Origin of the sequence: Pseudomonas sp. UW4, assembly GCF_000316175.1 — a bacterium.
Lineage (GTDB): Bacteria > Pseudomonadota > Gammaproteobacteria > Pseudomonadales > Pseudomonadaceae > Aquipseudomonas > Aquipseudomonas laurylsulfatiphila.
The window spans coordinates 5970316-5997149 of record NC_019670.1 but is presented as its reverse complement, the minus strand read 5'-3'; the positions used below and the strand labels follow the sequence as shown (position 1 = coordinate 5997149).

Genomic DNA, 26834 nt, shown 5'->3' with positions numbered 1-26834 from the left:
TGCGAGCGAAGCTGGTAGACTCCGCCGCCATTATGATTCGACTTCAGAACCTGACTTTACAGCGTGGCCCGCAACGTCTGCTAGAAGACGCCGAGCTGACCCTGCACGCCGGCCAGAAAGCCGGCCTCATCGGTGCCAATGGCGCCGGCAAATCGAGCCTGTTCGCCTTGCTTCGGGGCGAACTGCACCCGGACTCGGGTGATTGCTTCCTGCCGGCCGACTGGCGTATCGCCCACATGCGCCAGGAGGTCGACACCCTCGAACGCCTGGCGGTTGACTACGTGCTCGATGGCGACCTGCGCCTGCGCCAGGTGCAACACGACCTGGCGGCAGCCGAAGCGGCCCATGATGGTGCCGCACAGGCCCGCCTGCATTCGGAACTCGACAGCGCCGACGGTTACACCGCCGACGCCAGGGCGCGCAAGTTGCTGGCCGGTCTTGGGTTCACCAACGAGCAGATGGATCGCCAGGTCGGGGATTTCTCCGGTGGCTGGCGGATGCGTCTGAACCTGGCGCAGGCCTTGATGTGCCCATCGGACCTGCTGCTGCTCGACGAACCGACCAACCACCTGGACCTCGACGCCATCATCTGGCTTGAGGAGTGGCTCAAGAGCTATCCGGGCACCCTGATGCTGATCTCCCACGATCGGGACTTCCTCGATGCCGTGGTTGACCACGTGGCCCACGTCGATCAGCGCAAGATCACCCTGTACCGCGGTGGCTACAGCGCCTTCGAGCGCGCCCGTGCCGAACGCCTGGCCCAGCAACAGCAAGCCTACGAGAAGCAGCAGGCGCAACGTGCGCATATGGAAAGCTACATCGCCCGCTTCAAGGCCCAGGCCACCAAGGCCCGTCAGGCTCAGAGCCGGATCAAGGCCCTGGAGCGGATGGAAGAGCTGACCGCTGCCCACGTCGATTCGCCGTTCGACTTCGTCTTCCGCGAATCGCAGAAGATTTCCAGCCCGCTGATCGACCTGTCCGATGCCCGCCTGGGTTACGGTGACAAAGCCGTGCTGGAGAAGGTCAAGCTGCAACTGACCCCGGGTGCGCGAATCGGTCTGCTAGGCCCTAACGGTGCCGGTAAATCGACCCTGATCAAGAACCTCGCCGGTGAACTCTCGCCATTGGCCGGTCGCCTGACCCGTGGCGAGAACACCGTGGTCGGTTACTTCGCCCAGCATCAGCTCGACTCTCTGGATTCCAAGGCCAGCCCGTTGCTGCACTTGCAGCGCCTGGCACCGACCGAGCGCGAACAGACCCTGCGCGACTTCCTCGGCGGTTTCGACTTCCGTGGCGCGCGGATCGACGAGCCGGTGCTGAATTTTTCCGGTGGTGAAAAAGCGCGCCTGGCCCTGGCATTGATTGCCTGGGACCGGCCGAACCTGTTGCTGCTCGACGAACCGACCAACCACCTGGACCTGGAAATGCGCCTGGCGCTGACCATGGCCCTGCAGGAGTTCAGTGGTGCGGTACTGGTGGTCTCTCACGATCGTCATCTGCTCAAAAGCACCACTGACAATTTCTATCTGGTGGCGGATGGCAAGGTCGAGGAGTTCGACGGCGACCTGGAGGACTACACCCGCTGGCTGGTGGAGTATCGCCAGCGCAATGCCCCGGTCAGCAGCACCCCGGTCAATCCGGACAAGACCGACAAGAAAGCCCAGCGTCAGGCCGCAGCGGCATTGCGTCAGCAACTGGCCCCACACAAGCGTGAGGCTGACAAGCTCGAAGCCGAACTGGGCAAGCTCCACGAAAAACTGGCGAAGGTCGATACCAGCCTCGGCGACAGCGACATTTACGAGCCGGCGCGCAAGAACGAATTGCGCGATCTGCTGGCCGAGCAGGCCAGGCTGAAAGTGCGTGAAGCGGAGCTGGAAGAGGCGTGGATGGAGGCCCTGGAATTGCTGGAAAGCATGCAGGCGGAGCTGGAGGCGCTGTCCTGATGGACGCCTTCAAACTGCCGTTGCCGGCGGTGTGGGTCGAGCCGATCTGGCTTGGCGTGCAAATCCTGCTGATCCTGATCGCCGGCTACTTCACCCAGCGCTTCGTCGCCAAAGGCCTCACCCGTCTTGGTGAGCGTTACCCGTTTCCGCCGCAACTGATCATGCCGCTGCGGGGCGGCTTGCGCTGGCTGATCATGGGCAGTGCGCTGATTTTCGTGCTGGAGCGACTTGGTGTATCGGCCACGGTGCTCTGGACCGCGTTGTCCGGTTTCGTCGCGGTCGCGGCGGTGGCGTTTTTCGCCATGTGGAGCGTGCTCTCGAACCTGCTGTGCGCGATCCTGATCTTTACCGTCGGCCCGTTCCGCATAGGTGACGTGGTCGAGTTGGTGGACACCACCGACAAGCCCGGCGTCAAAGGCCGGGTGGTGGCGATCAATCTTCTTTACACCACGTTGCTCGAGGCCGAAGAACTTGGCACTGGCAGCGCCATGGTGCAGGTGCCCAACAGTTTGTTCTTCCAGCGTTCGGTGCGGCGCTGGCGCGGGACGGATGTGTTTCCTTCCAGCGGGTTTGAAAAGTAAACCTTCTGCTGCCTGATACACCGCTTTCGCGAGCAAGCCCGCTCCCACAGGTGATCGCGTTCTTATTAGCGACATCGGTCTGATGTGGGAGCGGGCTTGCTCGCGAAGGGGCCCTCAAGCACTGAGCGCTGGTCGGCCGTCGCCATGTCCTACAAAAAATCGGTAGTCATCCAATCAAAGCCGCATTAGCTTAGACATCTGTCACGAGTTCAAGTCGAGGTGTGCAATGGAGCTTCAAACATGGCTGGCGTTTTTTGCCGCCTGCTGGGTGATCAGCCTGTCCCCCGGTGCCGGCGCCATTGCGTCGATGTCCAGCGGCCTGCAATACGGCTTCTGGCGCGGCTATTGGAACGCCTTGGGCCTGCAACTGGGCCTGGCTTTGCAGATCGCCATCGTCGGTGCCGGTGTCGGCGCCATTCTCACCGCGTCGGCCACGGCCTTCTACGCCATCAAATGGTTTGGCGTGGCGTACCTGGTCTACCTCGCGATCAAGCAATGGCGTGCGCTGCCCAGCGATATGAGCGATGACGCCTCAATGCGCCAGATCGGCAAGCCGATGGCCCTGGTGTTCCGTGGTTTTCTGGTGAACATCAGTAACCCCAAGGCGCTGGTGTTCATGCTGGCGGTGCTGCCGCAGTTCATCGATCCCCATGCTCCGCTGCTGATTCAGTATCTGGTGATCGGCGTGACCATGGTCTGCGTCGACCTGATCGTCATGGCCGGCTACACCGGTCTGGCGTCCAAGGTGCTGCGTCTGTTACGCACACCGAAACAGCAAAAACGCATGAACCGGACCTTTGCCGGGCTGTTCATTGGGGCGGCGGCGTTTATGGCGACGTTGCGCAGGGCCGCCGTGTAAAACGACGACTGACAAAAAAGGCGACCCTGGTCGCCTTTTTCGTTTGAGGAGCCGTTCCCGAAACCGATGCAATTACGAAGAAGTATCAACAAAGCTTGAGCGAAAGCCGTTGGGCGATAACAATATGTAACTTCGTTTTTCAAATTGAGATTCATTCATGATTTCCCCCTCCCGTTTCCTGGCCTGGCTGTTGCTGCCGCTGTTGGCTGCGTGCAGCTTTCAACTGCTGGCCGCCTCCGCCGAAGGTACGCCGCAGGCGCTGCACTTGCTCGACTACATCGGCGCGGATTACCCGGGCACGGTGCAGGCGGGCAGCATCACGGACCCGTCCGGATTTCGCGCGCAGCAAGAGTCGGTCAGGACACTGGGAAGTCTGATTGCAGCCATGCCGGCCAAGCCGGAAAAAGCCGCGCTGGAGCAAAGCCTGGCCGCGCTGGGAAATTCCATTGATGCCCATCAGGACGGTGCCGAAGTTGCACGCCAGGCCCGGCAACTGGGTGCGAAGCTGGCCGTGGCCTATGAAGTCAGCCAGGCCCCGGTCATTACGCCGGACCCGGTGCGTGGCGCACCGCTGTACGCTCAGCATTGTTCGGTCTGCCATGGCGATACAGGGGCCGGCGACGGCCCGGCGGGTGTCGGCATGACGCCAGCGCCGACCGATCTGCGTGATGCTTCACGGCTGGACCGCCTGAGTCTCTACGCGATCTACAGCACCCTCGGTCAAGGCATTGAAGGCACTGACATGCCGGCCTTCGCCGACCAGCTGGATGATCGTCAGCGTTGGGATCTGGCCACCTATATCGCCAGCTTCAGCAGCACCCCGGCGACGGCCAGTGCTGACAAAACCTACAACATTGCCGACCTGGCCCGTCAGACTCCGGCCGAAGTACAGGCTGTCGAAGGCCCGCAAGCCGCCGCGACGTTCCGTGCCCAGCGGGCGCAACCGCCCCAGGTCAAGCGTGGCCCGGCACAACTGCTTGACTACACGGCGGCCACCCTGGACAAGAGCATCGCGGCGTATCGTGCCGGTGAGCATGATCAGGCTTATGACTTATCGGTAGCCGCGTATCTGGAAGGCTTCGAGCTGGTCGAAAGCTCGCTGGATAACATTGACGCCAACGTGCGTAAAGACACGGAAAAATCCCTGATGGCCTACCGTCAGTCGTTGCAGGACGGCTTGTCGGTGAGCGAGGTCGAGCAGCGCCTGGACGCGGCCAAGGACAAGTTGAAGGCCTCGGCCGACTTGCTGGGTAGCGACGGTTTGAGCTGGTCGCTGAGTTACATTTCCGGCTTGCTGATTCTGCTGCGCGAAGGTCTGGAGGCGATCCTGGTGCTGGCCGCGATCCTTGCCTTCCTGCGAAACACGGGCCAACAGGCGGCGGTGCGCAGCGTCAACGTCGGTTGGGGGCTGGCGTTTCTGGCCGGGTTGGGCACCTGGGCGCTGGCAGCCTATGTGATTGATGTCAGCGGTTCGCAACGCGAGTTGCTGGAAGGCGCGACGGCGTTGTTTGCCAGTGTCATGGTGCTGTGGCTGGGTGTGTGGATGCATGACCGTCGTCACGCGGCGGCCTGGCAGGATTACATCAAGACCAGCCTGGTGGGTGGCGGTGGGCGTTTCGGCTTTGCGACCCTGGCGTTTTTCTCGGTGTATCGCGAACTGTTCGAAGTGATTCTGTTCTACGAAACCCTGTGGTTGCAGGCAGGTCCCGCAGGGCACAACGCCGTGTTGGCCGGTGGGGCCACGGCGGTGGTGCTGCTGGTCGGCCTGGCCTGGGTGATTTTGCGCGGTTCGGCGAAGTTGCCGCTGGCGCTGTTCTTCAGCATCAACGCGGGTCTGCTGTGCGCCTTGTCGGTGGTGTTTGCCGGGCACGGTGTGAAAGCGCTGCAGGAAGCCGGGATTTTCGGCACGCGGCCGGTGCCGTTCTTTGACTTTGACTGGCTGGGGATCCATGCCGATGCCTACTCGCTGAGTGCTCAGGCCGTGGCAATCATTGCGATTGTCGTGTTGTATGGGCGTAGTCGGGTGGTTGAGAGGCAGCGGGTGCAGGCCTCCTAAAAAGCATTCGCTGCGCTCATTTTCGCGAGCAGGCTCGCTCCCACAGGATTAGGGTTAACCTTGTGGGAGCGAGCCTGCTCGCGATGCTTTTTCAGAAGGGATAAAAACATGCGTGTATGGATCGATGCCGATGCCTGTCCGCGGGCGGCCAAGGATCTGGTGGTGAAGTTCGCCCTCAAGCGCCAGTTCGAAGTGGTGCTGGTGGCCGGGCAACCGCAGACCAAGCCGGGGCTGGCGCTGGTCAAGCTGATCGTGGTGCCGAGCGGCCCGGATGCGGCGGACGATTACCTGGTGGAGCACGCGGTGCCTGGTGAACTGGTGATCTGTAGCGATGTGCCGCTGGCCGATCGTCTGGTGAAGAAGGGCGTGGCAGCGCTCGACCCGCGGGGCAAGGAATTTGACGCGCAGAACATGGGGGAGCGGCTGGCGGTGCGCAACCTGTTCACCGATTTGCGCGAACAGGGGCAGATGGGGGGGGGCCAGCGCCGTTTGGCGAGCGTGAGAAACAGGCGTTCGCCAATGCGCTGGACCGGATCCTCACCCGGCTGGCCCGCAATTCTTAAGACCTGCGGCGAACCCTGTGGGAGCGAGCTTGCTCGCGATAGCGGACTTACAGACAACATCAAAGTTGAATGTGTTGGCCCCATCGCGAGCAAGCTCGCTCCCACATTTTTGAAGGGTGTCAGGCGTCGTTTTCGTGGGTCAGTTCCAGTACCCGGTCTACCAGCTTGTTGATCCCCGACGCCACTTCACTGATCGATTGCGCCAGCATGTAGGCCGGGGTGCTCACCAGTTTACGTGCCTTGTCTTCGACGATGTCACTGACCGCGCAATCGGTATGGGTCGCGCCCATCTTGTTCATCGCGGCAGCGGTGTCGGTGTCATTGCCAATGGTGCAGGTGACGCCGGGACCGTAGATCTTGGCCGCCAGGGCAGGGGAAATGCACATCAACCCCACCGGTTTGCCGGCCTCGGCAAAGGCTTCGGTCAGGGCCAGGACATCCGGTTGAACGGTGCAGCCGGCGCCTTCGATGGCGAAGTTGGACAGGTTCTTGGCTGAGCCGAAGCCGCCGGGCACGATCAACGCGTCGAAGTCATCGACGTTCGCGTCACGGATGTCCTGGATGTTGCCCCGGGCAATTCGCGCCGATTCGACCAGCACGTTGCGCGATTCGGGCATTTCTTCGCCGGTCAGGTGATTGATTACATGCAACTGCGCGATGTTCGGTGCGAAGCACTGCACCTGCGCCCCGCGTTGATCCAGGCGCAACAGGGTGATGACGCTCTCGTGGAGCTCGGCGCCGTCGTACACGCCACAACCGGAAAGGATCACTGCAACTTTTTTGCTCATGGGCTTTTCTCCAGATTCATGGCGTTAAATGTCCACTAATTTGTCACTCGTTGCCATAGGGTTAATTCGTAGTTACACATAGCATTTATCCTCAGGATTCCGACCAGGGCGCGTCATGGACTTCATTCTGTACGCGGTGCCGTTCTTCTTTGTGCTGATCGCCCTTGAGCTGCTGGCCGACCGTCGGCGCGGGGTGAGCAACTATCGGCTGGCTGACGCGATCAACAGCATCAGCACCGGCGTGCTGTCGACCACCACGGGACTGCTGACCAAAGGCATTGGGCTGGTGACCTACGCGTTCGCCTTCAAGCATCTGGCGCTGTTCGAGTTGTCGGCCGACAGCGTCTGGACCTGGGTGTTTGCCTTCGTCTTCTACGATTTCTGCTACTACTGGCTGCATCGCCTGGGCCACGAGCGCAACATTCTCTGGGCCGCGCATTCGGTGCATCACCAGAGCGAGGACTACAACCTGTCCACGGCGTTGCGCCAGACCAGTACCGGATTCCTCCTGGGCTGGATCTTCTATCTGCCAATGGCGGTGTTTGGTGTGCCGCTGCTGGTGTTCGTCAGTGTCGCGGCGCTGAACCTGCTGTATCAGTTCTGGGTGCATACGCGGCACATTCCCAAGCTTGGCTGGTTCGAATGGTTTTTTGTCACGCCATCCAATCATCGGGCTCACCATGCACAGAACGCTCTCTACATGGATCGCAACTACGGCGGCGTGTTCATTATTTGGGACCGTCTGTTCGGCTCGTTCCAGGAAGAAGACGACAACGAGCCGGTGATCTTCGGCGTGACCACGCCGCTGGCGAGCTGGAATCCCCTGTGGGCGAACGTGCAGTTCTACGCGCAGTTGTGGGCCGATGCGCGGCGTGCCGAAAGCACCTGGGACAAGCTGCGGATCTGGTTCATGCGCACGGGCTGGCGCCCGGCGGACGTGGCGGCCAGATACCCGATGAACAAGCCGGACCTGAACCAGTTCCGCAAATTCGAGGTGCCGCTGGAAGGGCGTCAGCAGCTCTACGTCGTGTTGCAGTTCTGCGTCTATATCGCACTGGGCAGCTACTTGATGAATCTCGAACCGAAGCTGTCAGTCGCCGCCCTGGTGCTGGGCTGGGGGGCGGGGGCGTTCGGTCTGTTTGTGCTGGGCGTGGCCCTGGAGAATCGCCCATGGGCGTTGAAGCTGGAGCTGGTACGGCTGGCGTCGAATCTGCCATTGGCATGGCTGGCCCCGATGGTGGGGCTGTGGCCGGCCAGCGCCGTGGGCTGGGTCGGCCTGCTCAGTTACAGCCTGTTGAGCGGCATCGGCCTCTACTGTTGCAGAAACCGCATCACTCGGTTGGCGTCGTAGGGCCTTCGGTATTGGACCGCGCAGCTTTCAGGGCCTGCTCGTCGGCATAGACCTGCTTGGCCAGGCGGGCATTCTTGAAGCGCCGGCGCAGCCACAGCACGAGGCCCAGGACCAGCAGGGCGCCGAGCACCCAAAGTTCGTACTTTTTCACACTGCCGAGCATGCCTTCGAGCACTGCGCCGAAATGGTAAGCGGCCGCCGCCAGGGCTGCGGCCCAGATCGCCGCGCCAATGCCATTGAGCAGCAGGTAACGGCCCGGCGGATAGCCCGACAGCCCGATGGCCACCGGCATGACCGTACGCAAACCGTAAACGAAGCGGAAGCTCAGTACCCAGATGTCCGGATGCTTGCGAATGTGCTCCAGCGCCCGGTCACCCATCATCTGCCAGCGCGGCTTGCGCGCCAGCAGTTTTCGACCGTGCTTGCGTCCCAGGAAATACCACAGTTGGTCGCCGGCATAGCTGCCGAAGAAGGCCACGACCACCACCAGGTTGATGTCCATGTATCCACGGAACGCGAGGAAGCCCGCGAGTACCAGGATGGTTTCGCCTTCGAAGAACGTGCCTAGAAAAAGGGCAAAGTAGCCGAAGTCATGCAGAAATTGTTGGAGCATTGTCTGGGTGCTGGCGAAATGAACGCGCAGCCTAACCCTTCGGACACATTCAGGAAAGTGTCCAAATGTGTCTCGACGTGAACATTTCCTACAACGACAATGGAATGCGGCTACACGTCGCAGGGTGCACATAACTGTCATACGTTCGTCATAATGGGCACTTATAACTGTCACGCTCGCCCGTCTGCGCGGGCTCAGGAGTCTGCCGTGAGCTTTACCCCCGCCAACCGTCTGTTCCCTGCAACCCGCCTGCGCCGCAACCGTCGTGACGACTTCTCGCGTCGACTGGTCCGTGAAAACGTCCTGACCGTCGATGACCTGATCCTGCCGGTGTTCGTTCTGGACGGTGAAAACCGTCGCGAAGCGGTGGCTTCGATGCCAGGCGTCGAACGCCTGACCATCGACCTGTTGCTGGAAGAGGCGGCCAAGTGGGTCGAACTGGGGATTCCGGCGCTGGCGCTGTTCCCGGTGACGCCTTCGCAACTCAAGTCTCTGGATGCTGAGGAGGCCTGGAACCCGGAGGGCATCGCCCAGCGCGCCACCCGTGCGCTGCGTGCGCAATTCCCTGAGCTGGGCGTGATCACCGACGTCGCCCTGGATCCGTTCACCACCCACGGTCAGGACGGCATTCTTGATGAAGCAGGCTACGTGCAGAACGACATCACCGTCGACGCACTGGTCAGGCAAGCCCTGTCCCACGCCGAAGCCGGCGCTCAGGTCGTGGCCCCATCGGACATGATGGACGGTCGCATCCAGGCGATCCGCGAAGCCCTTGAAGTGGCCGGTCACGTCAATGTACGGATCATGGCCTACTCGGCCAAGTACGCCAGCGCCTACTACGGCCCGTTCCGCGATGCGGTCGGTTCGGCGCTGAACCTGGGCAAGGCCAACAAGGCCTCCTATCAGATGGACCCGGCCAACAGCAACGAAGCCCTGCACGAAGTCGCGGCGGACTTGTCAGAAGGCGCGGACATGGTCATGGTCAAGCCAGGCATGCCGTACCTCGACATCCTGTGCCGGGTCAAAGAAGAATTCAAAGTGCCGACGTTTGTCTATCAAGTCAGCGGCGAATACGCCATGCACATGGCGGCGATCCAGAATGGCTGGTTGAGCGAAGGGGTTATCCTCGAGTCGCTGACCGCTTTCAAACGTGCAGGCGCCGATGGCATCCTGACGTACTTTGCCGTTCGTGCCGCTCAATTGTTACGAGAGCAAAAATAGCCCTCCCAGGAACATTCGATGAATACCGAAGTACTCACTGAAGTTGCCGTAAAAGACGCTCAACCGGTGGTGGAGCAAGTCGACGAGACCCCGCCGGAGCTGGAGCCAGCTCCGCCCGCAGCGGTCGTCGAACCCGCTGCGACAGCACCGGCGGTGGCCATTCCCGGTCTGGATGACAGTAGCCTGTACATCCACCGCGAACTGTCGCAACTGCAGTTCAACATCCGCGTGCTGGAGCAGGCGCTGGACGAGTCCTACCCATTGCTGGAGCGGCTGAAGTTTCTGCTGATCTTCTCCAGCAACCTGGACGAGTTCTTCGAAATTCGCGTTGCCGGCCTGAAGAAGCAGATCACCTTCGCACGTGAACAGGCAGGCGCCGATGGTCTGCAACCGCATCAGGCATTGGCGCGCATCAGCGAACTGGTACACGGTCACGTCGACCGTCAGTACGCGATCCTCAACGACATTCTGTTGCCGGAGCTGGAGAAACATCAGGTCCGCTTCATACGTCGCCGCAATTGGACGACCAAGCTCAAGACCTGGGTGCGCCGCTATTTCCGCGACGAGATTGCACCGATCATCACCCCTATCGGCCTCGACCCTACGCACCCGTTCCCCTTGCTGGTGAACAAGAGCCTGAACTTCATCGTCGAGCTCGAAGGTATCGACGCTTTCGGTCGCGACTCCGGTTTGGCGATCATCCCGGCACCGCGCCTGCTGCCGCGCATCATCAAGGTGCCGGAAGAAGTCGGCGGCGCTGGCGACAACTATGTATTCCTGTCGTCGATGATCCACGCTCACGCCGATGACCTGTTCCAGGGCATGAAGGTCAAGGGTTGCTACCAGTTCCGCCTGACCCGCAACGCCGACCTCGCGCTGGACTCCGAAGACGTCGAAGACCTGGCCCGCGCCTTGCGCGGCGAGCTGTTCTCCCGTCGCTACGGTGACGCAGTACGCCTGGAAGTGGCCGACACTTGCCCGAAACACCTGTCCGACTACCTGCTCAAGCAGTTCAACCTGAGCGAGACCGAGTTGTACCAGGTCAACGGTCCGGTGAACCTGACGCGGCTGTTCAGCATCACCGGCCTGGACAGCCAGCGCGAGTTGCAATACCTGCCGTTCACCCCGCAGATCCCGAAACTGCTGCAGAACAGCGAGAACATTTTCAGCGTGATCAGCAAGCAGGACATCCTGCTGCTGCACCCATTCGAGTCGTTCACCCCGGTGGTCGACCTGCTGCGCCAGGCCGCCAAGGATCCACACGTACTGGCGGTGCGCCAGACGCTGTACCGCTCCGGCGCGAACTCAGAAATCGTCGATGCGCTGGTGGATGCGGCGCGTAACGGCAAGGAAGTCACGGCGGTGATCGAACTGCGTGCGCGGTTCGACGAAGAATCCAACCTGCAACTGGCCAGCCGACTGCAAGCGGCCGGTGCGGTGGTGATCTACGGCGTAGTCGGCTTCAAGACCCACGCCAAGATGATGCTGATCCTGCGTCGCGAAGCGGGCGAGATCGTGCGTTATGCGCACCTCGGCACTGGCAACTACCACGCCGGCAACGCCCGCCTGTACACCGACTACAGCCTGCTGACCTCCGACGACGCCTTGTGCGAAGACGTCGGCAAACTGTTCAGCCAGTTGATCGGCATGGGTAAGACGCTGCGCATGAAGAAGCTGCTGCACGCGCCGTTCACCCTGAAAAAGGGCATGCTGGACATGATTGCCCGGGAAACCCAGTTCGCCCTCGACGGCAAACCGGCGCACATCATCGCCAAGTTCAACTCGCTGACCGATCCGAAGATCATCCGCGCGCTGTACAAGGCCAGCCAGTCAGGCGTGCGCATCGATCTGGTGGTGCGTGGCATGTGCTGCCTGCGGCCGGGCATCGCCGGGGTTTCCCACAACATCCATGTGCGGTCGATCATCGGCCGTTTCCTGGAGCACACCCGGGTCTTCTACTTCCTCAACGGCGGCGATGAGCAGATGTTCCTCTCCAGTGCCGACTGGATGGAGCGCAACCTCGACAAGCGCGTCGAGACTTGCTTCCCGGTGGAAGGCAAGAAACTGATCATGCGGGTCAAGAAAGAGCTGGAGCTGTATCTGACCGATAACACCCACAGCTGGAGCCTGCAGCCGGACGGTCGTTACGTCCGTAACACACCGACCGGTAACCAGAACCCGCGCAGCGCCCAAGCGACATTGCTGGAGCGTTTGGGCAGTCCGATTCTGGCGGTGCGGTAACGGGACAAGCGGGTGAAAAAAGGGCGATCCATGTGGATCGCCCTTTTTTGTATCGGCTGTCCGTTCCCTGTAGGAGCGAGCTTGCTCGCGATGGACGTGAACGATGATGCGTACTGCCTGGATAAACGCGTTGCCTTCAGGTTTTTCGCGAGCAAGCTCGCTCCTACAGGGGCGGCGGTTTAGCGAGCGGTCAACACGATGTCGACCCGGGTCAGCCATTGCGCTTCAATTTCAAAGTCGGCCTGGGTCAGCTGGTTTTCGTCCAGCCAGTTCTCCGGGAACACCACTTCCAGGCTGTTGCCATAGGCGTTCAGTTCCACCTGGGGCATTTGCTGGGTGCCGCGGATGTGGTGGAACAGGATCGCAAAGCGCAGCAGCACGCACAGACGAATCAATTTGACGCCGTCGTCGCCGAAATCGGCGAACTTGTCCTTGGGAATGTTGCGCCGGTGGCCGCGTACCAGCAGCGCGAGCATCAACTGGTCTTCGCGGGAGAACCCGGCGAGGTCCGAGTGCTCGATCAGGTAGGCGCCGTGCTTGTGGTACTGGTAGTGAGCGATGTCCAGGCCCACTTCATGGACCTTGGCCGCCCAGCCCAGCAGTTCGCGCCAGACGCCGTCTTCCAGGTCCCAGTCTTCGGCTACCTGGTCAAACGCATGCAGCGCCTTGCGCTCGACCCTTGCCGCCTGATCCTGATCGACGTGGTAGCGCTCCATCAACGAAGTGAGGGTACGTTCGCGCACGTCCTCGTGATGATGGCGGCCCAGCAAGTCATAGAGCACGCCTTCGCGCAGGGCGCCTTCGCAGTGATCCATGCGTTGCAGTTCGAGGGAGTCGAAGATCGCTTCGAGGATCGCCAGGCCCGCCGGGAAGATCGCCCGGCGATCCGGCTTGATACCTTCGAAATCGATTTTCTCGACATCGCCCAGCTTGATCAATTTGCGCTTGAGCCAGACCAGGCCTTCGGCGTTGACCTCGCCGGTGCCGTGGCCACCAGCCTTCAGCGCCAGACCGATGGCGCGGATGGTGCCCGAGGAACCGATGGCTTCATCCCAGGTCAGGCGGTGCAGGGCGTGTTCGATGCTCATGATCTCCAGCCGCGCCGCCGTGTACGCCTGGGCGTAACGGGCCGGGGTGATCTTGCCGTCCTTGAAATAGCGCTGGGTGTAGCTGACGCAACCCATCTGCAGGCTTTCGCGCAGCAGCGGTTCGAAGCGCTGGCCAATGATGAATTCGGTACTGCCGCCGCCGATGTCGGCCACCAGGCGCTTGCCTGGGGTGTCGGCGAGGGTGTGGGACACGCCGAGGTAGATCAGGCGCGCTTCTTCACGGCCGGAAATGACTTCCACCGGGTGGCCGAGAATTTCTTCGGCGCGATGGATGAATTCGGCGCGGTTGCGGGCTTCACGCAGGGCGTTGGTGCCGACGATGCGCACGGCACCCGTGGGCATACCGCTGATCAGTTGGGCGAAGCGCTTGAGGCAATCGAGCCCGCGTTGCATCGATTCTTCGTTGAGATGGCGCTCTTCGTCGATGCCGGCGGCCAGCTGAACTTTCTCCCCGAGACGCTCGAGAATACGGATTTCGCCGTTCTGGGCCTTGGCCACGACCATGTGAAAGCTGTTGGAGCCCAGGTCGATTGCGGCGATCAGGGACAGATTCTTGGCTTGGGATTGCGGCATGGTCGGGGGTCTCGGTCGATAACCTCGACATCGTGCCACGATCAAAGGCTGCCGCCAACGCGTAGGAGCTGCCGAAGGCTGCGATCTTTTACCACGGGGCTCTAGTGGCGCGGCCACTGGCCTCTTCGCGGGCAAGCCCGCTCCCACAGGTTTTTGCAGCGAATACGCAATCGTATTTCAGCACAAGACCCTGTGGGAGCGGGCTTGCCCGCGAAGACGGCGTCAATAGCACCGCAGATCTTCAGACCGCCGCTTCAACCATCCCAATGAAGTTCGCCAGCTCCGCCGTCTGCGGATTGGCGAACAAAACTTTCGGATCCCCCACCTCATGCACCTTGCCCTGGTGCATGAACACCAACTTGTCCCCAACCTCCCGGGCGAAGCGCATTTCGTGAGTGACCATGATCAGTGTCATGCCTTCCCTGGCCAGTTGCCGGACCACGCTCAGCACTTCGTTGACCAGCTCCGGGTCCAGGGCCGAGGTGATTTCATCGCACAGCAACACTTTCGGCGACATCGCCAGGGCGCGGGCAATCGCCACCCGCTGTTGCTGGCCGCCGGACAGTCGATCCGGAAAGGCATCGAACTTTTCGCCCAGGCCGACCCGCTCCAGCATCTGTCGCGCCAATTCGGCAGCCTTGGCCTTTGGCACCTTCTGCACCACTTGCGGCGCCAGCATGACGTTCTCACCTACGGTCAGGTGCGGGAACAGGTTGAACTGCTGGAACACCATGCCGACTTTCTGTCGCAAGCTGCGCAGGTCGGCGCGGGCGGCGTCGAGGTATTCGCCGTCGACTTCGATCACACCGTCATTGATCGACTCCAGGCCGTTGAGGGTGCGCAGCAAGGTGGATTTGCCCGAGCCACTGCGGCCGATGATCGCCACCACCTGGCCTTCCTCGATGCTCAGATCGATGCCTTTGAGCACATGATGGTCACCGTAGTATTTATGCAGGGCGGAAATTCTAAGCAGAGGCATGCAGTCTCCTTTCCAGGTAGCGCGCACTGAGCGACAGGGGGTAGCAGAGCAGGAAATAGCCAAGGGCGACGAGGCCATAGACCATGAAGGGTTCGAAGGTCGCGTTGGCGAGCATGCCGCCGGTCTTGGTCAGTTCGGTAAAGCCGATGATCGAGGTGACGGCGGTGCCCTTGACCACTTGGACCGAGAAGCCCACGGTCGGCGCCACGGCGATGCGCAGGGCTTGTGGCAGGATGACGTAGCGCAGTTGCTCCAGCGGATTGAGCGCCAGGCTCGCCGAGGCTTCCCACTGGCCGTCGGAGATCGACTCGACGCAGCCGCGCCAGATCTCCGCCAGATAGGCGCTGGTGAACAGCGTCAGGGCAATCGCCGCTGCCATCCACGGCGAGATTTCCACCCCGGCCAGGGCCACGCCGAAAAACACCAGGAACAGCTGCATCAGCAGCGGCGTGCCCTGGAACAGTTCGATGTAGGTGCGGGCAAAGCTGCGCGGCAGGGATTTACCCGAGATGCGCATGACCATGATCAGCAGGCCGATCAGCCCGCCGCCAACGAACGCCACCAGCGACAGCGCCAGCGTCCATTGCAGACCGGTGAGCAGGTTGCGCACGATGTCCCAGAAGGTGAAATCACTCATCGGCTGCTCCTTGCGATGAACCGTTGGCCGATCCAGTTCAGCAACTGGCGGATCAGGAGCGCCATGCACAGATAGAGCAAGGTCGTCAGGGCGTAGGTTTCAAAGGCGCGGAAGTTGCGCGACTGAATGAAGTTGGCGGCGAAGCTCAGCTCTTCAGTGGCGATCTGCGAGCACACCGCCGAGCCGAGCATGACGATGATGATCTGGCTGCTCAGGGCCGGCCAGACTTTACCCAGTGCCGGCAGCAGCACCACATGGCGGAACGCTTCGAAGCGCGTCATCGCCAACGCCGCCGCGGCTTCCAGCTGACCCCGGGGGATCGCCTGGATGCCGGCGCGGATGATCTCGGTCGAATAGGCGCCGAGATTGATCACCATCGCCAGCACCGCCGCCTGCCATTCGGAAATCTGCACGCCCAGGGACGGCAAGCCGAAGAAGATGAAAAACAGTTGCACCAGGAAGGGCGTGTTGCGGATCAACTCGACGTAGACCGCGAAAATCCCCGCGAAAGGCCGGATGTTCCACGCCCGCACCAGCGCCCCGACGATGCCCAGCCCCACGCCGAGCACAGCGCCGATGGCGGTCAGCTCAAGGGTAAACAACGCACCGCGCAGCAACAGATCGGTGTTGTTCACCACCGGCAAGAAGTCGAACTGATAAGCCATAACGTCTCTCCTGCACGCGAGATCAGAGGTCGGCCGGCAGTGGTTCTTTCAGCCAGGTCAGGGCGTTTTTCTCCAGTGCACCGTCGCTCTTGGCGGTGATGAGAATCTGGTTGACCTTGTCCAGCAGCGCCGGCTCGTTCTTGTTCACACCGACGTAGACCGGCGAATCCTTGAGCTTCACTTTCAGCGCCGGCACGCGTTTCGGGCTTTTCTCGCTGATCGCGACCATCACCACGTTGCCGCTGGCGATCAGGTCGACCTGGCCCGCCAGGTACGCGGCGATGGTCGAGTTGTTGTCTTCGAAGCGCTTGATGGTCACGCCTTCGGGGGCGACCTTGGTCAGCTCGATGTCTTCGATGGCGCCGCGGGTGACGCTGATGGTCTTGCCCTTGAGGTCGTCCAGGGTCTTGATGTCGGCGTCTGGCGGACCGAATACGGCGAGGTAGAAGGGCGCGTAGGCGCGGGAGAAGTCGATGACCTTCTCGCGCTCCGGGTTCTTGCCGAGGCTGGAAATCACCAGGTCGACCTTGCCGGTGGTGAGAAACGGGATGCGGTTGGTGCTGTTGACCGGGGTCAGTTCGAGTTTGACCTTGAGCTGGTCGGCCAGCAGTTTCGCGGTGTCGATATCGAGGCCACGGGGCTTCATATCCGGCCCGACCGAGCCGAAGGGCGGGAAGTCCTGGGGCACGGCCACCTTGAGGACGCCGCGCTTGACCACATCCTCCAGACCGTCGGCGTGGGCGGGTGCCTGGGTCAGCATCAGACTGGCAAACAGGGCTGCGAGGAGGGCGCTGAAACGCTGGGTCATGGCAAATCTCCAAATCGGCAAGAAGTGATTTCTGCCGATCGATAGAGCATGGGCCATGCCAACATAGGGTCTTGGGGGCGCCAGAGCGCGGTTTTGCTGGTGCCGAACGGTCTTACTGGTCTGAACAGTCAAGTTGTGTTTCGCACCCCGATGGCGCAGCCGGGGAAATCGCCGAACCCCCATGGGGCACGACTTGCCGGGCGTCGCGAATAGCTTTACAACTGAGCGCACATTGGCCTGGTTCGTCTGGAAAACCATGAACTCGATCTCCCGCGCCGTACCCGAAGTGGCGCTGCAAGCCATCCGCAAACTGATTACCGAACAGGGCTTCGGGCCGGGGGATGCCTTGCCCTCGCAACGGGACCTGGCGGTACAGCTGGGCGTAAGCCGGGCTTCTTTGCGCGAGGCGTTGTCGTCCCTGAGTGCGCTGGGTGTCATCAGCATCCAGCCGGGCAAAGGCGTGTTCGTACAGGCGCCGGTGGAGTTGCCGCGAGGCGAGGCCGCACCGGTCTGGCCGTTTGCGGCGCAGGCTTCGCCGCTGGATATCTTCCAGTTGCGCTACGCGCTGGAGGGGTTTGCCGCGGGGCTGGCGGCCGTGACCTTGAGCACCGAGGAACTCGATGCACTGGAAGACAATGTCGCCGCCATGCGCAACGAACTCAAAGCCGCTGATTTTGAAGCGGCGGCGCGCCTGGACTTCGAATTCCACCGGCGCATCCTGCTGGCCAGCGGCAATCAGGCAATGTTGAGTATCCTCACCGCCAGCGCCGATATCTTCCTGGAAAGCCAGAAGCTACCGTTCATCCGGGCCGAGCGGGCCATGGAAACCTGGCAGGAGCACCGCAAGATCCTGCGCGCGCTGGCTCGCCGTGCCTCTGGCGCCGCGCAAAAAGCCATGCACGAGCATGTGCGTAACGCGGCGTTGCGCACCGGAATCGCCTTCATCGCTCCCGCTACGGTGTGACCCGGGCTATACCCAAACTCATGGAACACCATAGCGAGACTCAATCAACTGCACCTTCCTGAACGAGGGAAGGGCAGCTATGATGGGCCACGTTTTTTTGCTTACAACCCTGGAGAATTCCATGAGCAGCGATCTTATCAAACACGTTAGCGACGCTAGCTTCGAGGCCGACGTACTCAAGGCTGAAGGCGCTGTACTGGTCGATTACTGGGCTGAGTGGTGCGGCCCTTGCAAAATGATCGCTCCTGTTCTGGACGAAATTGCCGAGACCTACAAAGGCAAGCTGACCGTCGCCAAACTGAACATCGACGAAAACCAGGAAACCCCTGCCAAGCATGGCGTGCGTGGTATCCCGACCCTGATGCTGTTCAAGAACGGCAACGTTGAAGCGACCAAGGTCGGCGCTCTGTCGAAGTCGCAACTGGCTGCCTTCCTCGACGCCAACATCTAAGCGTCGTTGCAAAGTGTCCTGAAAAAGCCTCGCAAATAGCGGGGCTTTTTGCGTATTCAGGGCTAGACGCTCCCAAACTCAGGTGGTACATTCGGCCCCGCACTGGTTTCTCCATTGCCCCCTGCTAGCCGTCGCCGACGCACTCCTTTTCGAATAAGTACGCGATCCTGTCGCCTTCTCTGCGGCGCGGCCTCATTAAGCCAAAAGCTTAATTTCCCCCCTCCATAAATGATTACGTCATTCCTATATGAATCTGACTGAACTCAAGCAAAAGCCGATTACCGAACTGCTCGAATTGGCCGAACAGATGGGCATAGAAAATATGGCCCGTTCGCGCAAGCAGGACGTGATTTTCTCCCTGCTCAAGAAGCACGCGAAAAGCGGTGAGGAAATCTCCGGTGATGGCGTGCTGGAGATTCTCCAGGACGGCTTCGGCTTCCTGCGCTCCGCTGACGCTTCCTATCTCGCCGGTCCAGACGATATCTACGTCTCGCCGAGCCAGATCCGTCGTTTCAACTTGCGCACCGGTGACACCATCGTTGGCAAGATCCGCCCTCCAAAGGAAGGCGAGCGTTATTTCGCGCTGCTCAAGGTCGACACGATCAACTTCGACCGTCCGGAAAACGCGAAAAACAAGATTCTCTTCGAGAACCTGACCCCGCTGTTCCCGACCGTGCGCATGAAGATGGAAGCCGGTAACGGTTCCACCGAAGACCTGACCGGTCGTGTCATCGACCTGTGCGCCCCGATCGGCAAAGGCCAGCGCGGTCTGATCGTTGCTCCGCCGAAAGCGGGCAAGACGATCATGCTGCAGAACATTGCCGCGAACATCGCGCGTAACAACCCTGAAGTTCACCTGATCGTGCTGCTGATCGATGAACGTCCGGAAGAAGTAACCGAAATGCAGCGCACCGTGCGCGGCGAAGTGGTTGCCTCGACGTTCGACGAGCCGCCAACCCGCCACGTGCAGGTTGCCGAAATGGTGATCGAGAAGGCCAAGCGCCTGGTCGAGCACAAGAAAGACGTGGTGATCCTGCTCGACTCCATCACCCGTCTGGCTCGTGCCTACAACACCGTGATCCCGAGCTCCGGCAAGGTACTGACCGGTGGTGTCGATGCCCACGCCCTGGAAAAACCGAAACGTTTCTTTGGCGCCGCGCGGAACATCGAAGAAGGCGGCTCGCTGACCATCATCGCCACCGCGCTGGTTGAAACCGGCTCGAAGATGGACGAAGTGATCTACGAGGAATTCAAAGGCACCGGCAACATGGAGCTGCCTCTGGATCGCCGCATCGCTGAAAAGCGCGTGTTCCCGGCCATCAACATCAACCGTTCCGGCACCCGCCGCGAAGAGTTGCTGACCGCCGACGACGAGCTGCAGCGCATGTGGATCTTGCGCAAGCTGCTGCATCCGATGGATGAAGTGGCTGCCATCGAGTTCCTGGTCGACAAGCTGAAAACGACCAAGACCAACGATGAGTTCTTCCTGTCGATGAAACGCAAGTAAGTCGAGCAGGCACAAAAAGCCGGGGAAACCCGGCTTTTTGCTATCCGATTTTTGATCAGGTGGCAGTTCGTGGTTCTGAACCGAAGGGTTCGGCGCTAAACTGCCTGCCCCGAACGCCACGGCCAAACACGAGGCTTACGCATGCAGTATCGCGACTTGCGCGACTTTATCAGCGGGCTGGAACAGCGCGGCGAACTCAAGCGCATTCAGGTTCCGGTGTCCCCAGTACTGGAAATGACCGAGATCTGCGACCGCACCTTGCGCGCCAAAGGCCCGGCCCTGCTTTTCGAAAAGCCCACGGGTTTTGACATTCCTGTGCTCGGCAACCTGTTCGGTACACCTGAGCGCGTAGCACTGGGCATGGGCGCGGAAGCGGTGAGTGAACTGCGCGAGATCGGCAAACTGCTGGCGTTCCTCAAGGAGCCCGAGCCGCCGAAAGGCCTGAAGGATGCCTGGTCCAAGCTGCCGATCTTCCGCAAGATCATCTCGATGGCGCCCAAGGTGGTCAAAGACGCGATCTGCCAGGAAGTGGTCATCGAAGGCGACGACGTCGACCTCGCGAAGTTGCCGGTGCAGACCTGCTGGCCAGGCGACGTCGCGCCGCTGATCACCTGGGGCCTGACCGTCACCAAGGGGCCGAACAAGGACCGACAGAACCTCGGTATCTACCGTCAACAGGTGATTGGCCGCAATAAAGTCATCATGCGCTGGCTGAGCCACCGTGGCGGTGCACTGGATTATCGCGAGTGGTGCGAAAAGCATCCGGGCCAACCCTTTCCTGTTGCCGTTGCATTGGGCGCAGACCCGGCGACCATCCTCGGCGCCGTGACCCCGGTGCCCGACAGCCTTTCCGAATACGCCTTCGCCGGCCTGTTGCGCGGTAACCGCACTGAGCTGGTGAAATGCCGCGGCAACGACCTGCAAGTGCCGGCCACCGCCGAAATCATCCTTGAAGGCGTGATCCATCCGGGCGAGATGGCCGATGAAGGCCCGTACGGCGACCACACCGGTTACTACAACGAAGTCGACAGCTTCCCGGTGTTCACCGTCGAGCGCATCACCCACCGGATCAAGCCGATCTACCACAGCACCTACACCGGCCGCCCGCCGGATGAGCCGGCGATCCTCGGCGTCGCGCTGAACGAAGTGTTCGTGCCGATCCTGCAGAAGCAGTTCCCGGAGATCACCGATTTCTACCTGCCGCCCGAAGGTTGCTCGTACCGCATGGCCATCGTGACCATGAAGAAGTCGTATCCGGGCCATGCCAAGCGGGTAATGCTGGGTGTCTGGTCGTTTTTGCGACAGTTCATGTACACCAAGTTCGTTATCGTCACCGACGACGATATCAACGCCCGGGACTGGAACGACGTGATCTGGGCCATCACCACGCGCATGGACCCCAAGCGCGACACGGTGATGATCGACAACACGCCGATCGACTACCTGGACTTCGCCTCGCCGGTGTCCGGCCTGGGGTCGAAAATGGGCCTTGATGCCACGCATAAATGGCCGGGCGAAACCACCCGTGAGTGGGGCCGTGTCATCGTCAAGGACGATGCGGTGACCCAGCGGATCGATGCCATCTGGAATCAGTTAGGAATAGATTGATGCGTGTAACCTTGCAGCCCTCCGGAGCAGTGCTTGAGATATTGCCCGGCGAGCGGATTCTCGATGGCGCGCGACGACTGGGCTACGAATGCCCGCAAAGTTGCCGCAACGGCAATTGCCACGTGTGCGCGGCGCTGCTGGTGGAAGGTCGGGTCGAGCAGGCCGGCAATGTGCGTGATCATGGCGAGTTCTACACTTGCATAGCGGAGCCGCTGGAAGACTGCATCGTGCTGTGGGATGGCGTGCTCGCCTTGGGAGAACTGCCGGTGCGCAGCGTGTCGTGTCAGGTCATTGAGTGCAAGGACGTGGGCGGCGATACCTGGCGCGTGCGTCTGCGGGCTCCGGCCGGCAAACCGCCGCGCTACCACGCCGGGCAGTACCTGATGATCGAGCGCGAGAACGGCGAAAAGTCCGCCTTTTCCCTCGCCTCGGCACCGCATGCTGGGCGCGACCTGGAAATCCACGTACTGGCGCGCGAATCCAGTGCGCTGAGCCTGATCGAGCAGCTTCAGCGCAACAGCATGGTGCGGGTCGAGTTGCCGTTTGGCGATACCCACCTGGAAGAGTTGCCGGACGGCCCTCTCGTGCTGATTGCCGCCGGTACCGGCATGGGCCAGGTTCACGGCCTGATCGAACATTGCCGGGCCACGGGTTTCAAGCATCCGGTGCATTTGTATTGGGGCGTGCGTCGTCCGGAAGACTTTTATCAAGTCGAGCACTGGAACGAATGGCTGAAACTACCCAACCTGTTCCTGCACAAGGTCGTCAGCGATCAATGCGGTTGGGAAGGGCGCTGCGGCATGTTGCATGAAGCGGTCTGTGAAGACTTTCCCGATCTCAAGGCCCTGCATGTCTACGCCAGTGGCTCGCCGGCCATGGTCTACGGCACCCTGGATGCGTTGGTCGAGGCGGGGATGGACGCCCATCAGATGCGCGCCGATGTGTTTGCCTACGCACCGCGCTCCTGATCCTGCCCGCCTGTAGGAGCGAGCTTGCTCGCGATGGGCTCAAGAACACCGCGAGTAGCCTGACCTCCCGCGTAATCGTTAACGACCATCGCGAGCAAGCTCGCTCCTACAGGTTTATAACTCTCTATATAGCCTATCGGTATTTATAAACTTATATAAATTCCGGTAGGTTATATTTCATTCAAGCAATTAATTAAGAACTGTGCCATGGCATTCAAATTGCCTTAAAACATATGTGCCTTATTGTTACAGCTGTGCGTTCTATTAAGTAATTCTTCACCCGCGGGGAGCTGAACGCTATTCGCCATGAGCGCCATCGAATCTGCTTTTTTGAATCTGGCTTACCCTCCGCGGCTCGATCTGGGGCCGCAGCTCACTCACGAACAATTGCTCAGCTCGATGCAGTCGACCATGGCCCGTCACAAGGGTGGGCCGGTGTGGCTGTTTGCCTATGGCTCGCTGATCTGGCGGCCTGAATGCACGGCGGTTGAACGGGTTCGCGGCCGGGTGCATGGCTACCATCGCGGGTTGTACCTGTGGTCCCACGAACATCGCGGCACCCCGGAAATGCCCGGCCTGGTGTTCGGCCTGGATCGCGGTGGCTCTTGCAGCGGTTTCGCCTATCGCTTGCCCGAAGAGCAACTCGAAGCGTCGCTGTACGCGCTTTGGCAGCGCGAGATGCCATTTCCTTCCTACCGCCCGCACTGGCTTAACTGCCGACTCGAAGATGGCAGCCAGGTTCAGGCCTTGGGGTTTGTGCTGGAGCGACATCTGCCCAGCTATGCCGGCAACCTGCCGGACCATGTGCTGAGCCATGTGTTCGAAAACGCTTGCGGGCGTTACGGCACCACTCGCGATTATGTCGAGCAGACCGCGCACGCCCTGCGTAGCCACGCCATGCCAGACCGGAATCTGGAGGCGCGGCTCAAGCGCTGTAAATCAAAGGCCGATCAAGCGAGTGCTTCGCGGCCCTGACTGGCGACTTGTTTGTGACGTAGCGTCGGGGCGAGGAAGGCCATCGCCAGCAGGCAGGCGCCCACCAGTAGCACGAAACCGCCGTCCCAACCGAAATGGTCCACGGTGTAGCCCATCGCTGCACTGGCCGCGACCGAACCGCCCAGGTAACCGAACAGGCCGGTGAAGCCCGCCGCCGTACCGGCCGCTTTCTTCGGTGCCAGCTCCAGCGCCTGCAGGCCGATGAGCATGACCGGGCCGTAGATCAGGAAGCCGATGGAAAGCAGCGCAATCATGTCGATCATCGGGTTACCGGCCGGGTTGAGCCAGTAAACCAGCGTCGCGACCGTCACCAGCGCCATGAACACCATGCCGGTCAGGCCGCGGTTGCCGCGGAAGATCTTGTCCGACATCCAGCCGCACAGCAGGGTGCCTGGGATACCTGCCCACTCGTAGAAGAAATACGCCCACGAGGTTTTGTCCACGGTGAAACCCTTGGCTTCCTTGAGGTAGGTTGGTGCCCAGTCCAGCACGCCGTAGCGCAGCAGATAGACAAAGACGTTGGCCAGGGCGATGTACCAGAGCATTTTGTTGCGCAGCACGTATTTGACGAAGATTTCCTTGGCGCTGAATTCCTCTTCGTGGCTGGCATCGTAGCCTTCCGGGTAGTCGTTCTTGTACTGCTCAATCGGTGGCAGGCCAACCGATTGCGGGGTGTCGCGCATGGTTACAAAGGCAAACACCGCTACCGCCAGTGCCACCGCTGCCGGCACGTAGAACGCCGCATGCCAGTCATTGAACAGGCCCATGCCGATCAGGAAAAGCGGGCCGATCAGGCCGCCGCCGACGTTGTGTGCCACGTTCCACACGGACACCACGCCGCCACGTTCCTTCTGCGACCACCAGTGCACCATTGTCCGGCCACTCGGCGGCCAACCCATGCCCTGCGCCCAGCCGTTGATGAACAGCAGAATGAACATCATGGTCACGCTGGACGTCGCCCATGGCGCGAAACCGAAAATGAACATCACGCCAGCCGACACCAACAGGCCGAACGGCAGGAAGAAACGCGGGTTGGAACGGTCGGACACCAGGCCCATGAGGAACTTCGACAGGCCGTAGGCAATCGCGATGGCGGACATCGCCAGCCCCAGCTGACCGCGGGAGTAACCCTCGTCGATCAGGTACGGCATGGCCAGGGAGAAGTTCTTGCGCAGCAGGTAGTAACCGGCATAGCCAATGAAGATGCCGGCGAAAATCTGCCAGCGCAGGCGTCGGTAAGTGCTGTCTATTTTTTCTTCAGGCAATGGAGCCTGATGTGCGGCAGGACGAAAGAAAGCAAACATTCAAGAGCTCCAGATTTCTTGTTTTGACTGCGGTTGCGAATGTTACAGTTTCGTTACCGAAAATAGCACCGGTTCTCATCGGCAAAACAGCGGAAATGTTGGATATCGCGCATTCCTTTATGAACATGTCGCTCAGGTGAAAGTGAAGGGCGTTGTAGGAAGCGTTACCCACCCATGATTTACGCGACTGATTCGTCCCGGGTAGGGCAATTCTTTGGGAAATGTCCTGCTCTGTTACCGGAAGCCGTGACCTTCAGTGCAGCACCCTTGAGCTTTAACCTTTGCCGTACAGCCAGTTGTGGCGTTTCAGGTGCGAGGGAGAGGAGGATGCGGTGGTTTTTGTTTGTGGTGCTGTTGTTTGTTGTGTCTGTTGAAAGCAGCGCAGGGGAGGTGTTCCTGATACCGGAAAACAACCCCAAGCCGATTTACCCACCGGCGCTGCATCGGGCTGGAGTCACCGGTAATGTCCGGGTCAGGTTCATGGCACATGCCAACGGCTCGGTCAGCAAGGTGAGCATTTTGCAAAGCGATCACCCTGATTTCGCCGAGGCGACCAGGGTCGCCATAGCGCAGTGGCGGTTCAAGCCATGGGCCGTTGAGGGTGACAAGCCTGAGGAGCAGGAAGTCGTTGCTCCGATGATGTTCAGGTTCGATGTGCATCTACCGCTGCATCTCAACCAGTGGCTCAAGGCATTGAGATGCCGCGATCTCAATGCGGCGCTGGCGCGTGCCCCGGAGCACGAGTGGATTGATTCCACCGCCTTCCATTACATCCGGGCTTATCTGTCGAACGCGTTTTCCACGGCAACACTGCCGACCGAACGGCGTCTGGCATTGATCGCCGATATGAACAGAAAGGTGCCGATCATTATCAGGCAATGCTCGAACAACCCGGGATCCAGGTATGTAAGGTTTTTGCCGGAAGACATCCGCCAGTTACTGTAGGGAAAGAGCCTGGACTCAGAGGTCCGGGCCCTTTGCCGGATTCAGCGAACCTGCACCACCACTTTCCCGACTGCTTTACGCTGGCCAAGATCGTTGATCGCCTGCGCCGCATTGCCCAGTGGATACACCTGCGACACCAGCGGCTTCAGCTTGCCTTCGGCAAACCAGCCAAACAGCTGCTGGAAGTTCGCCGCGTTGTCCTGCGGCTGGCGTTGGGCGAATGAGCCCCAGAACACACCGAGCACTGCTGCGCCTTTGAGCAGCGCCAGGTTGACCGGCAATTCGGGGATTCGCCCGCTGGCGAAGCCGACCACCAAAAGGCGACCGTTCCAGGCGATGGCGCGGATGGCCTGGTCGAACAGGTCGCCGCCCACCGGGTCGTAGATCACGTCGGCGCCCTGGCCATCGGTCAGGCGCTTGATTTCGTCCTTGAGGCTGGTTTCGCTGTAGTTGATCAGTTCATCGGCGCCGGCGGCCTTGGCCACGGCGAGTTTTTCCGCGCTGCTGGCCGCGGCAATCACCCGGGCGCCCATGGCTTTGCCGATTTCCACCGCCGCCAGGCCGACACCGCCGGAGGCACCCAGCACCAGCAGGGTTTCGCCCGGTTGCAGGTTGCCGCGCTGCTTGAGGGCGTGCATCGAGGTGCCGTAGGTCATGCTGAAGGCGGCGGCGGTGTTGAAGTCCATGGATGGCGGAATGGGTAACACGTTGTAGCCCGGCACGGCGACCTGTTCGGCAAAGCTGCCCCAGCCGGTCAGGGCCATGACCCGGTCACCGACTTTCAGGTGGCTGACCTTCTCGCCGACTTCGCGGACCACGCCGGCCGCTTCGCCACCCGGAGAAAACGGGAAGGGCGGCTTGAACTGGTACTTGCCCTCGATGATCAGCGTGTCGGGGAAATTGACCCCGGCGGCGTGCACGTCCAGCAGGATTTCATTCTTCTTCGCGACAGGACTGGCGACGTCTTCCAGCACCAGCGATTCGGCAGGGCCGAAGGCTTTGCACAGCACGGCTTTCATCAGGGCTATTCCTTTGGGAGTGATGGCCGATAAGTGTAGGTGTGTGGGTCGAAGGGTCAACGAGCATGCCCGGCCCTGATAGTCA

23 protein-coding genes and 1 pseudogene are annotated in these 26834 nt (G+C 60.9%); 15 read left to right on the top strand and 9 right to left on the bottom strand.

The genetic code is table 11. From position 1 onward, the window contains the following. Window positions 1-32: 32 nt before the first annotated feature. The 5 genes and pseudogenes from PPUTUW4_RS26705 to PPUTUW4_RS26685 all read left to right on the top strand — a co-directional run bounded on the left by PPUTUW4_RS26705 (window position 33) and on the right by PPUTUW4_RS26685 (window position 6002). A complete protein-coding gene (locus tag PPUTUW4_RS26705) occupies window positions 33-1943 on the top strand; it encodes an ATP-binding cassette domain-containing protein (protein ID WP_015097324.1) in 1911 nt (636 codons plus the stop codon). Beyond that, window positions 1943-2524, top strand: coding sequence for a mechanosensitive ion channel family protein (locus PPUTUW4_RS26700; protein ID WP_015097323.1), 582 nt, complete (start codon window positions 1943-1945; stop codon window positions 2522-2524). Before PPUTUW4_RS26705 ends, PPUTUW4_RS26700 begins: the two co-directional genes overlap by 1 nt. A 226-nt stretch (window positions 2525-2750) precedes the next feature. Next, window positions 2751-3383, top strand: coding sequence for a homoserine/homoserine lactone efflux protein (rhtB, locus tag PPUTUW4_RS26695; RefSeq protein WP_015097322.1), 633 nt, complete (start codon window positions 2751-2753; stop codon window positions 3381-3383). Window positions 3384-3540: 157 nt separating this feature from the next. Next, window positions 3541-5439, top strand: a complete 1899-nt coding sequence (locus PPUTUW4_RS26690) for an FTR1 family protein (RefSeq protein ID WP_015097321.1) — start codon at window positions 3541-3543, stop codon at window positions 5437-5439. A gap of 108 nt (window positions 5440-5547) precedes the next feature. Beyond that, window positions 5548-6002: pseudogene (locus PPUTUW4_RS26685) on the top strand (YaiI/YqxD family protein). 119 nt (window positions 6003-6121) lie between these two features. Here the strand turns inward: PPUTUW4_RS26685 and elbB are convergent. Continuing rightward, the gene (gene elbB, locus PPUTUW4_RS26680; RefSeq protein ID WP_007978857.1) at window positions 6122-6790 is read right to left on the bottom strand and encodes an isoprenoid biosynthesis glyoxalase ElbB; all 669 of its coding nucleotides are present in this window, start codon (window positions 6788-6790) and stop codon (window positions 6122-6124) included. A 115-nt stretch (window positions 6791-6905) separates the two neighbouring features. Here elbB and PPUTUW4_RS26675 point away from each other — a divergent pair, with 115 nt between their 5' ends. Continuing rightward, the gene (locus tag PPUTUW4_RS26675) at window positions 6906-8141 is read left to right on the top strand and encodes a sterol desaturase family protein (protein ID WP_015097319.1); all 1236 of its coding nucleotides are present in this window, start codon (window positions 6906-6908) and stop codon (window positions 8139-8141) included. Here PPUTUW4_RS26675 and PPUTUW4_RS26670 read toward each other — a convergent pair. After that, on the bottom strand, window positions 8122-8754 hold the full coding sequence (locus PPUTUW4_RS26670; RefSeq protein WP_015097318.1) for a DedA family protein: 633 nt from the start codon (window positions 8752-8754) through the stop codon (window positions 8122-8124). The genes PPUTUW4_RS26675 and PPUTUW4_RS26670 overlap by 20 nt on opposite strands. Before the next feature lie 207 nt (window positions 8755-8961). On the opposite strand from PPUTUW4_RS26670, the gene hemB reads away from it, so the two are divergent. Both hemB and ppk1 read left to right on the top strand, forming a co-directional pair. Next, a complete protein-coding gene (hemB, locus tag PPUTUW4_RS26665) occupies window positions 8962-9975 on the top strand; it encodes a porphobilinogen synthase (protein WP_015097317.1) in 1014 nt (337 codons plus the stop codon). Window positions 9976-9993: 18 nt separating this feature from the next. Then, complete coding sequence (gene ppk1 / locus PPUTUW4_RS26660) at window positions 9994-12216, top strand: polyphosphate kinase 1 (RefSeq protein ID WP_015097316.1); 2223 nt, start codon at window positions 9994-9996, stop codon at window positions 12214-12216. A gap of 179 nt (window positions 12217-12395) precedes the next feature. Here the strand turns inward: ppk1 and ppx are convergent, their stop codons facing one another. From ppx to PPUTUW4_RS26635, 5 genes are all read right to left on the bottom strand, one after another. Further along, on the bottom strand, window positions 12396-13898 hold the full coding sequence (ppx, locus tag PPUTUW4_RS26655; RefSeq protein ID WP_015097315.1) for an exopolyphosphatase: 1503 nt from the start codon (window positions 13896-13898) through the stop codon (window positions 12396-12398). Between the two features lie 241 nt (window positions 13899-14139). Further along, the gene (locus PPUTUW4_RS26650) at window positions 14140-14877 is read right to left on the bottom strand and encodes an amino acid ABC transporter ATP-binding protein (protein ID WP_007978870.1); all 738 of its coding nucleotides are present in this window, start codon (window positions 14875-14877) and stop codon (window positions 14140-14142) included. Beyond that, the gene (locus PPUTUW4_RS26645; RefSeq protein WP_015097314.1) at window positions 14864-15514 is read right to left on the bottom strand and encodes an amino acid ABC transporter permease; all 651 of its coding nucleotides are present in this window, start codon (window positions 15512-15514) and stop codon (window positions 14864-14866) included. The genes PPUTUW4_RS26650 and PPUTUW4_RS26645 overlap by 14 nt, the downstream gene beginning before the upstream one ends. Further along, complete coding sequence (locus tag PPUTUW4_RS26640; RefSeq protein WP_007978873.1) at window positions 15511-16179, bottom strand: amino acid ABC transporter permease; 669 nt, start codon at window positions 16177-16179, stop codon at window positions 15511-15513. The genes PPUTUW4_RS26645 and PPUTUW4_RS26640 overlap by 4 nt, the downstream gene beginning before the upstream one ends. 22 nt (window positions 16180-16201) lie before the next feature. Continuing rightward, the gene (locus PPUTUW4_RS26635) at window positions 16202-16987 is read right to left on the bottom strand and encodes a transporter substrate-binding domain-containing protein (protein WP_015097313.1); all 786 of its coding nucleotides are present in this window, start codon (window positions 16985-16987) and stop codon (window positions 16202-16204) included. Between the two features lie 256 nt (window positions 16988-17243). Here PPUTUW4_RS26635 and PPUTUW4_RS26630 point away from each other — a divergent pair, with 256 nt between their 5' ends. The 6 genes from PPUTUW4_RS26630 to PPUTUW4_RS26605 all read left to right on the top strand — a co-directional run bounded on the left by PPUTUW4_RS26630 (window position 17244) and on the right by PPUTUW4_RS26605 (window position 23460). Further along, complete coding sequence (locus tag PPUTUW4_RS26630) at window positions 17244-17951, top strand: FadR/GntR family transcriptional regulator (RefSeq protein WP_015097312.1); 708 nt, start codon at window positions 17244-17246, stop codon at window positions 17949-17951. A 121-nt stretch (window positions 17952-18072) separates the two neighbouring features. Continuing rightward, complete coding sequence (gene trxA / locus PPUTUW4_RS26625; RefSeq protein ID WP_003206727.1) at window positions 18073-18402, top strand: thioredoxin TrxA; 330 nt, start codon at window positions 18073-18075, stop codon at window positions 18400-18402. 247 nt (window positions 18403-18649) lie between these two features. Then, window positions 18650-19909 (top strand): transcription termination factor Rho, encoded by a 1260-nt coding sequence (gene rho / locus PPUTUW4_RS26620; RefSeq protein WP_003206716.1) that lies wholly within the window; start codon window positions 18650-18652, stop codon window positions 19907-19909. Between the two features lie 141 nt (window positions 19910-20050). After that, window positions 20051-21517, top strand: a complete 1467-nt coding sequence (ubiD, locus tag PPUTUW4_RS26615; protein ID WP_015097311.1) for a 4-hydroxy-3-polyprenylbenzoate decarboxylase — start codon at window positions 20051-20053, stop codon at window positions 21515-21517. Continuing rightward, window positions 21517-22485 (top strand): CDP-6-deoxy-delta-3,4-glucoseen reductase, encoded by a 969-nt coding sequence (locus PPUTUW4_RS26610; RefSeq protein ID WP_015097310.1) that lies wholly within the window; start codon window positions 21517-21519, stop codon window positions 22483-22485. The genes ubiD and PPUTUW4_RS26610 overlap by 1 nt, the downstream gene beginning before the upstream one ends. Before the next feature lie 306 nt (window positions 22486-22791). Next, on the top strand, window positions 22792-23460 hold the full coding sequence (locus PPUTUW4_RS26605) for a gamma-glutamylcyclotransferase (protein WP_007978886.1): 669 nt from the start codon (window positions 22792-22794) through the stop codon (window positions 23458-23460). Here the strand turns inward: PPUTUW4_RS26605 and glpT are convergent. After that, window positions 23436-24785: a glycerol-3-phosphate transporter gene (gene glpT / locus PPUTUW4_RS26600; RefSeq protein WP_015097309.1), complete on the bottom strand. Its 1350-nt coding sequence runs from the start codon at window positions 24783-24785 to the stop codon at window positions 23436-23438. The genes PPUTUW4_RS26605 and glpT overlap by 25 nt on opposite strands. Before the next feature lie 327 nt (window positions 24786-25112). On the opposite strand from glpT, the gene PPUTUW4_RS26595 reads away from it, so the two are divergent. Beyond that, window positions 25113-25730 (top strand): energy transducer TonB, encoded by a 618-nt coding sequence (locus tag PPUTUW4_RS26595; RefSeq protein WP_015097308.1) that lies wholly within the window; start codon window positions 25113-25115, stop codon window positions 25728-25730. Window positions 25731-25771: 41 nt separating this feature from the next. Here the strand turns inward: PPUTUW4_RS26595 and PPUTUW4_RS26590 are convergent, their stop codons facing one another. After that, complete coding sequence (locus tag PPUTUW4_RS26590) at window positions 25772-26749, bottom strand: NADPH:quinone oxidoreductase family protein (RefSeq protein ID WP_007978892.1); 978 nt, start codon at window positions 26747-26749, stop codon at window positions 25772-25774. Window positions 26750-26834 lie beyond the last annotated feature (85 nt).

Coding starts and splice junctions, on each gene's coding strand:
- PPUTUW4_RS26705 (WP_015097324.1), top strand. CDS start 33: ATGATTCGACTTCAGAACCTGACTTTACAGCGTGGCCCGCAACGTCTG.
- PPUTUW4_RS26700 (WP_015097323.1), top strand. CDS start 1,943: ATGGACGCCTTCAAACTGCCGTTGCCGGCGGTGTGGGTCGAGCCGATC.
- rhtB (WP_015097322.1), top strand. CDS start 2,751: ATGGAGCTTCAAACATGGCTGGCGTTTTTTGCCGCCTGCTGGGTGATC.
- PPUTUW4_RS26690 (WP_015097321.1), top strand. CDS start 3,541: ATGATTTCCCCCTCCCGTTTCCTGGCCTGGCTGTTGCTGCCGCTGTTG.
- elbB (WP_007978857.1), bottom strand. CDS start 6,790: ATGAGCAAAAAAGTTGCAGTGATCCTTTCCGGTTGTGGCGTGTACGAC.
- PPUTUW4_RS26675 (WP_015097319.1), top strand. CDS start 6,906: ATGGACTTCATTCTGTACGCGGTGCCGTTCTTCTTTGTGCTGATCGCC.
- PPUTUW4_RS26670 (WP_015097318.1), bottom strand. CDS start 8,754: ATGCTCCAACAATTTCTGCATGACTTCGGCTACTTTGCCCTTTTTCTA.
- ppk1 (WP_015097316.1), top strand. CDS start 9,994: ATGAATACCGAAGTACTCACTGAAGTTGCCGTAAAAGACGCTCAACCG.
- ppx (WP_015097315.1), bottom strand. CDS start 13,898: ATGCCGCAATCCCAAGCCAAGAATCTGTCCCTGATCGCCGCAATCGAC.
- PPUTUW4_RS26650 (WP_007978870.1), bottom strand. CDS start 14,877: ATGCCTCTGCTTAGAATTTCCGCCCTGCATAAATACTACGGTGACCAT.
- PPUTUW4_RS26645 (WP_015097314.1), bottom strand. CDS start 15,514: ATGAGTGATTTCACCTTCTGGGACATCGTGCGCAACCTGCTCACCGGT.
- PPUTUW4_RS26640 (WP_007978873.1), bottom strand. CDS start 16,179: ATGGCTTATCAGTTCGACTTCTTGCCGGTGGTGAACAACACCGATCTG.
- PPUTUW4_RS26635 (WP_015097313.1), bottom strand. CDS start 16,987: ATGACCCAGCGTTTCAGCGCCCTCCTCGCAGCCCTGTTTGCCAGTCTG.
- PPUTUW4_RS26630 (WP_015097312.1), top strand. CDS start 17,244: ATGAACTCGATCTCCCGCGCCGTACCCGAAGTGGCGCTGCAAGCCATC.
- trxA (WP_003206727.1), top strand. CDS start 18,073: ATGAGCAGCGATCTTATCAAACACGTTAGCGACGCTAGCTTCGAGGCC.
- rho (WP_003206716.1), top strand. CDS start 18,650: ATGAATCTGACTGAACTCAAGCAAAAGCCGATTACCGAACTGCTCGAA.
- ubiD (WP_015097311.1), top strand. CDS start 20,051: ATGCAGTATCGCGACTTGCGCGACTTTATCAGCGGGCTGGAACAGCGC.
- PPUTUW4_RS26610 (WP_015097310.1), top strand. CDS start 21,517: ATGCGTGTAACCTTGCAGCCCTCCGGAGCAGTGCTTGAGATATTGCCC.
- PPUTUW4_RS26605 (WP_007978886.1), top strand. CDS start 22,792: ATGAGCGCCATCGAATCTGCTTTTTTGAATCTGGCTTACCCTCCGCGG.
- glpT (WP_015097309.1), bottom strand. CDS start 24,785: ATGTTTGCTTTCTTTCGTCCTGCCGCACATCAGGCTCCATTGCCTGAA.
- PPUTUW4_RS26595 (WP_015097308.1), top strand. CDS start 25,113: ATGCGGTGGTTTTTGTTTGTGGTGCTGTTGTTTGTTGTGTCTGTTGAA.
- PPUTUW4_RS26590 (WP_007978892.1), bottom strand. CDS start 26,749: ATGAAAGCCGTGCTGTGCAAAGCCTTCGGCCCTGCCGAATCGCTGGTG.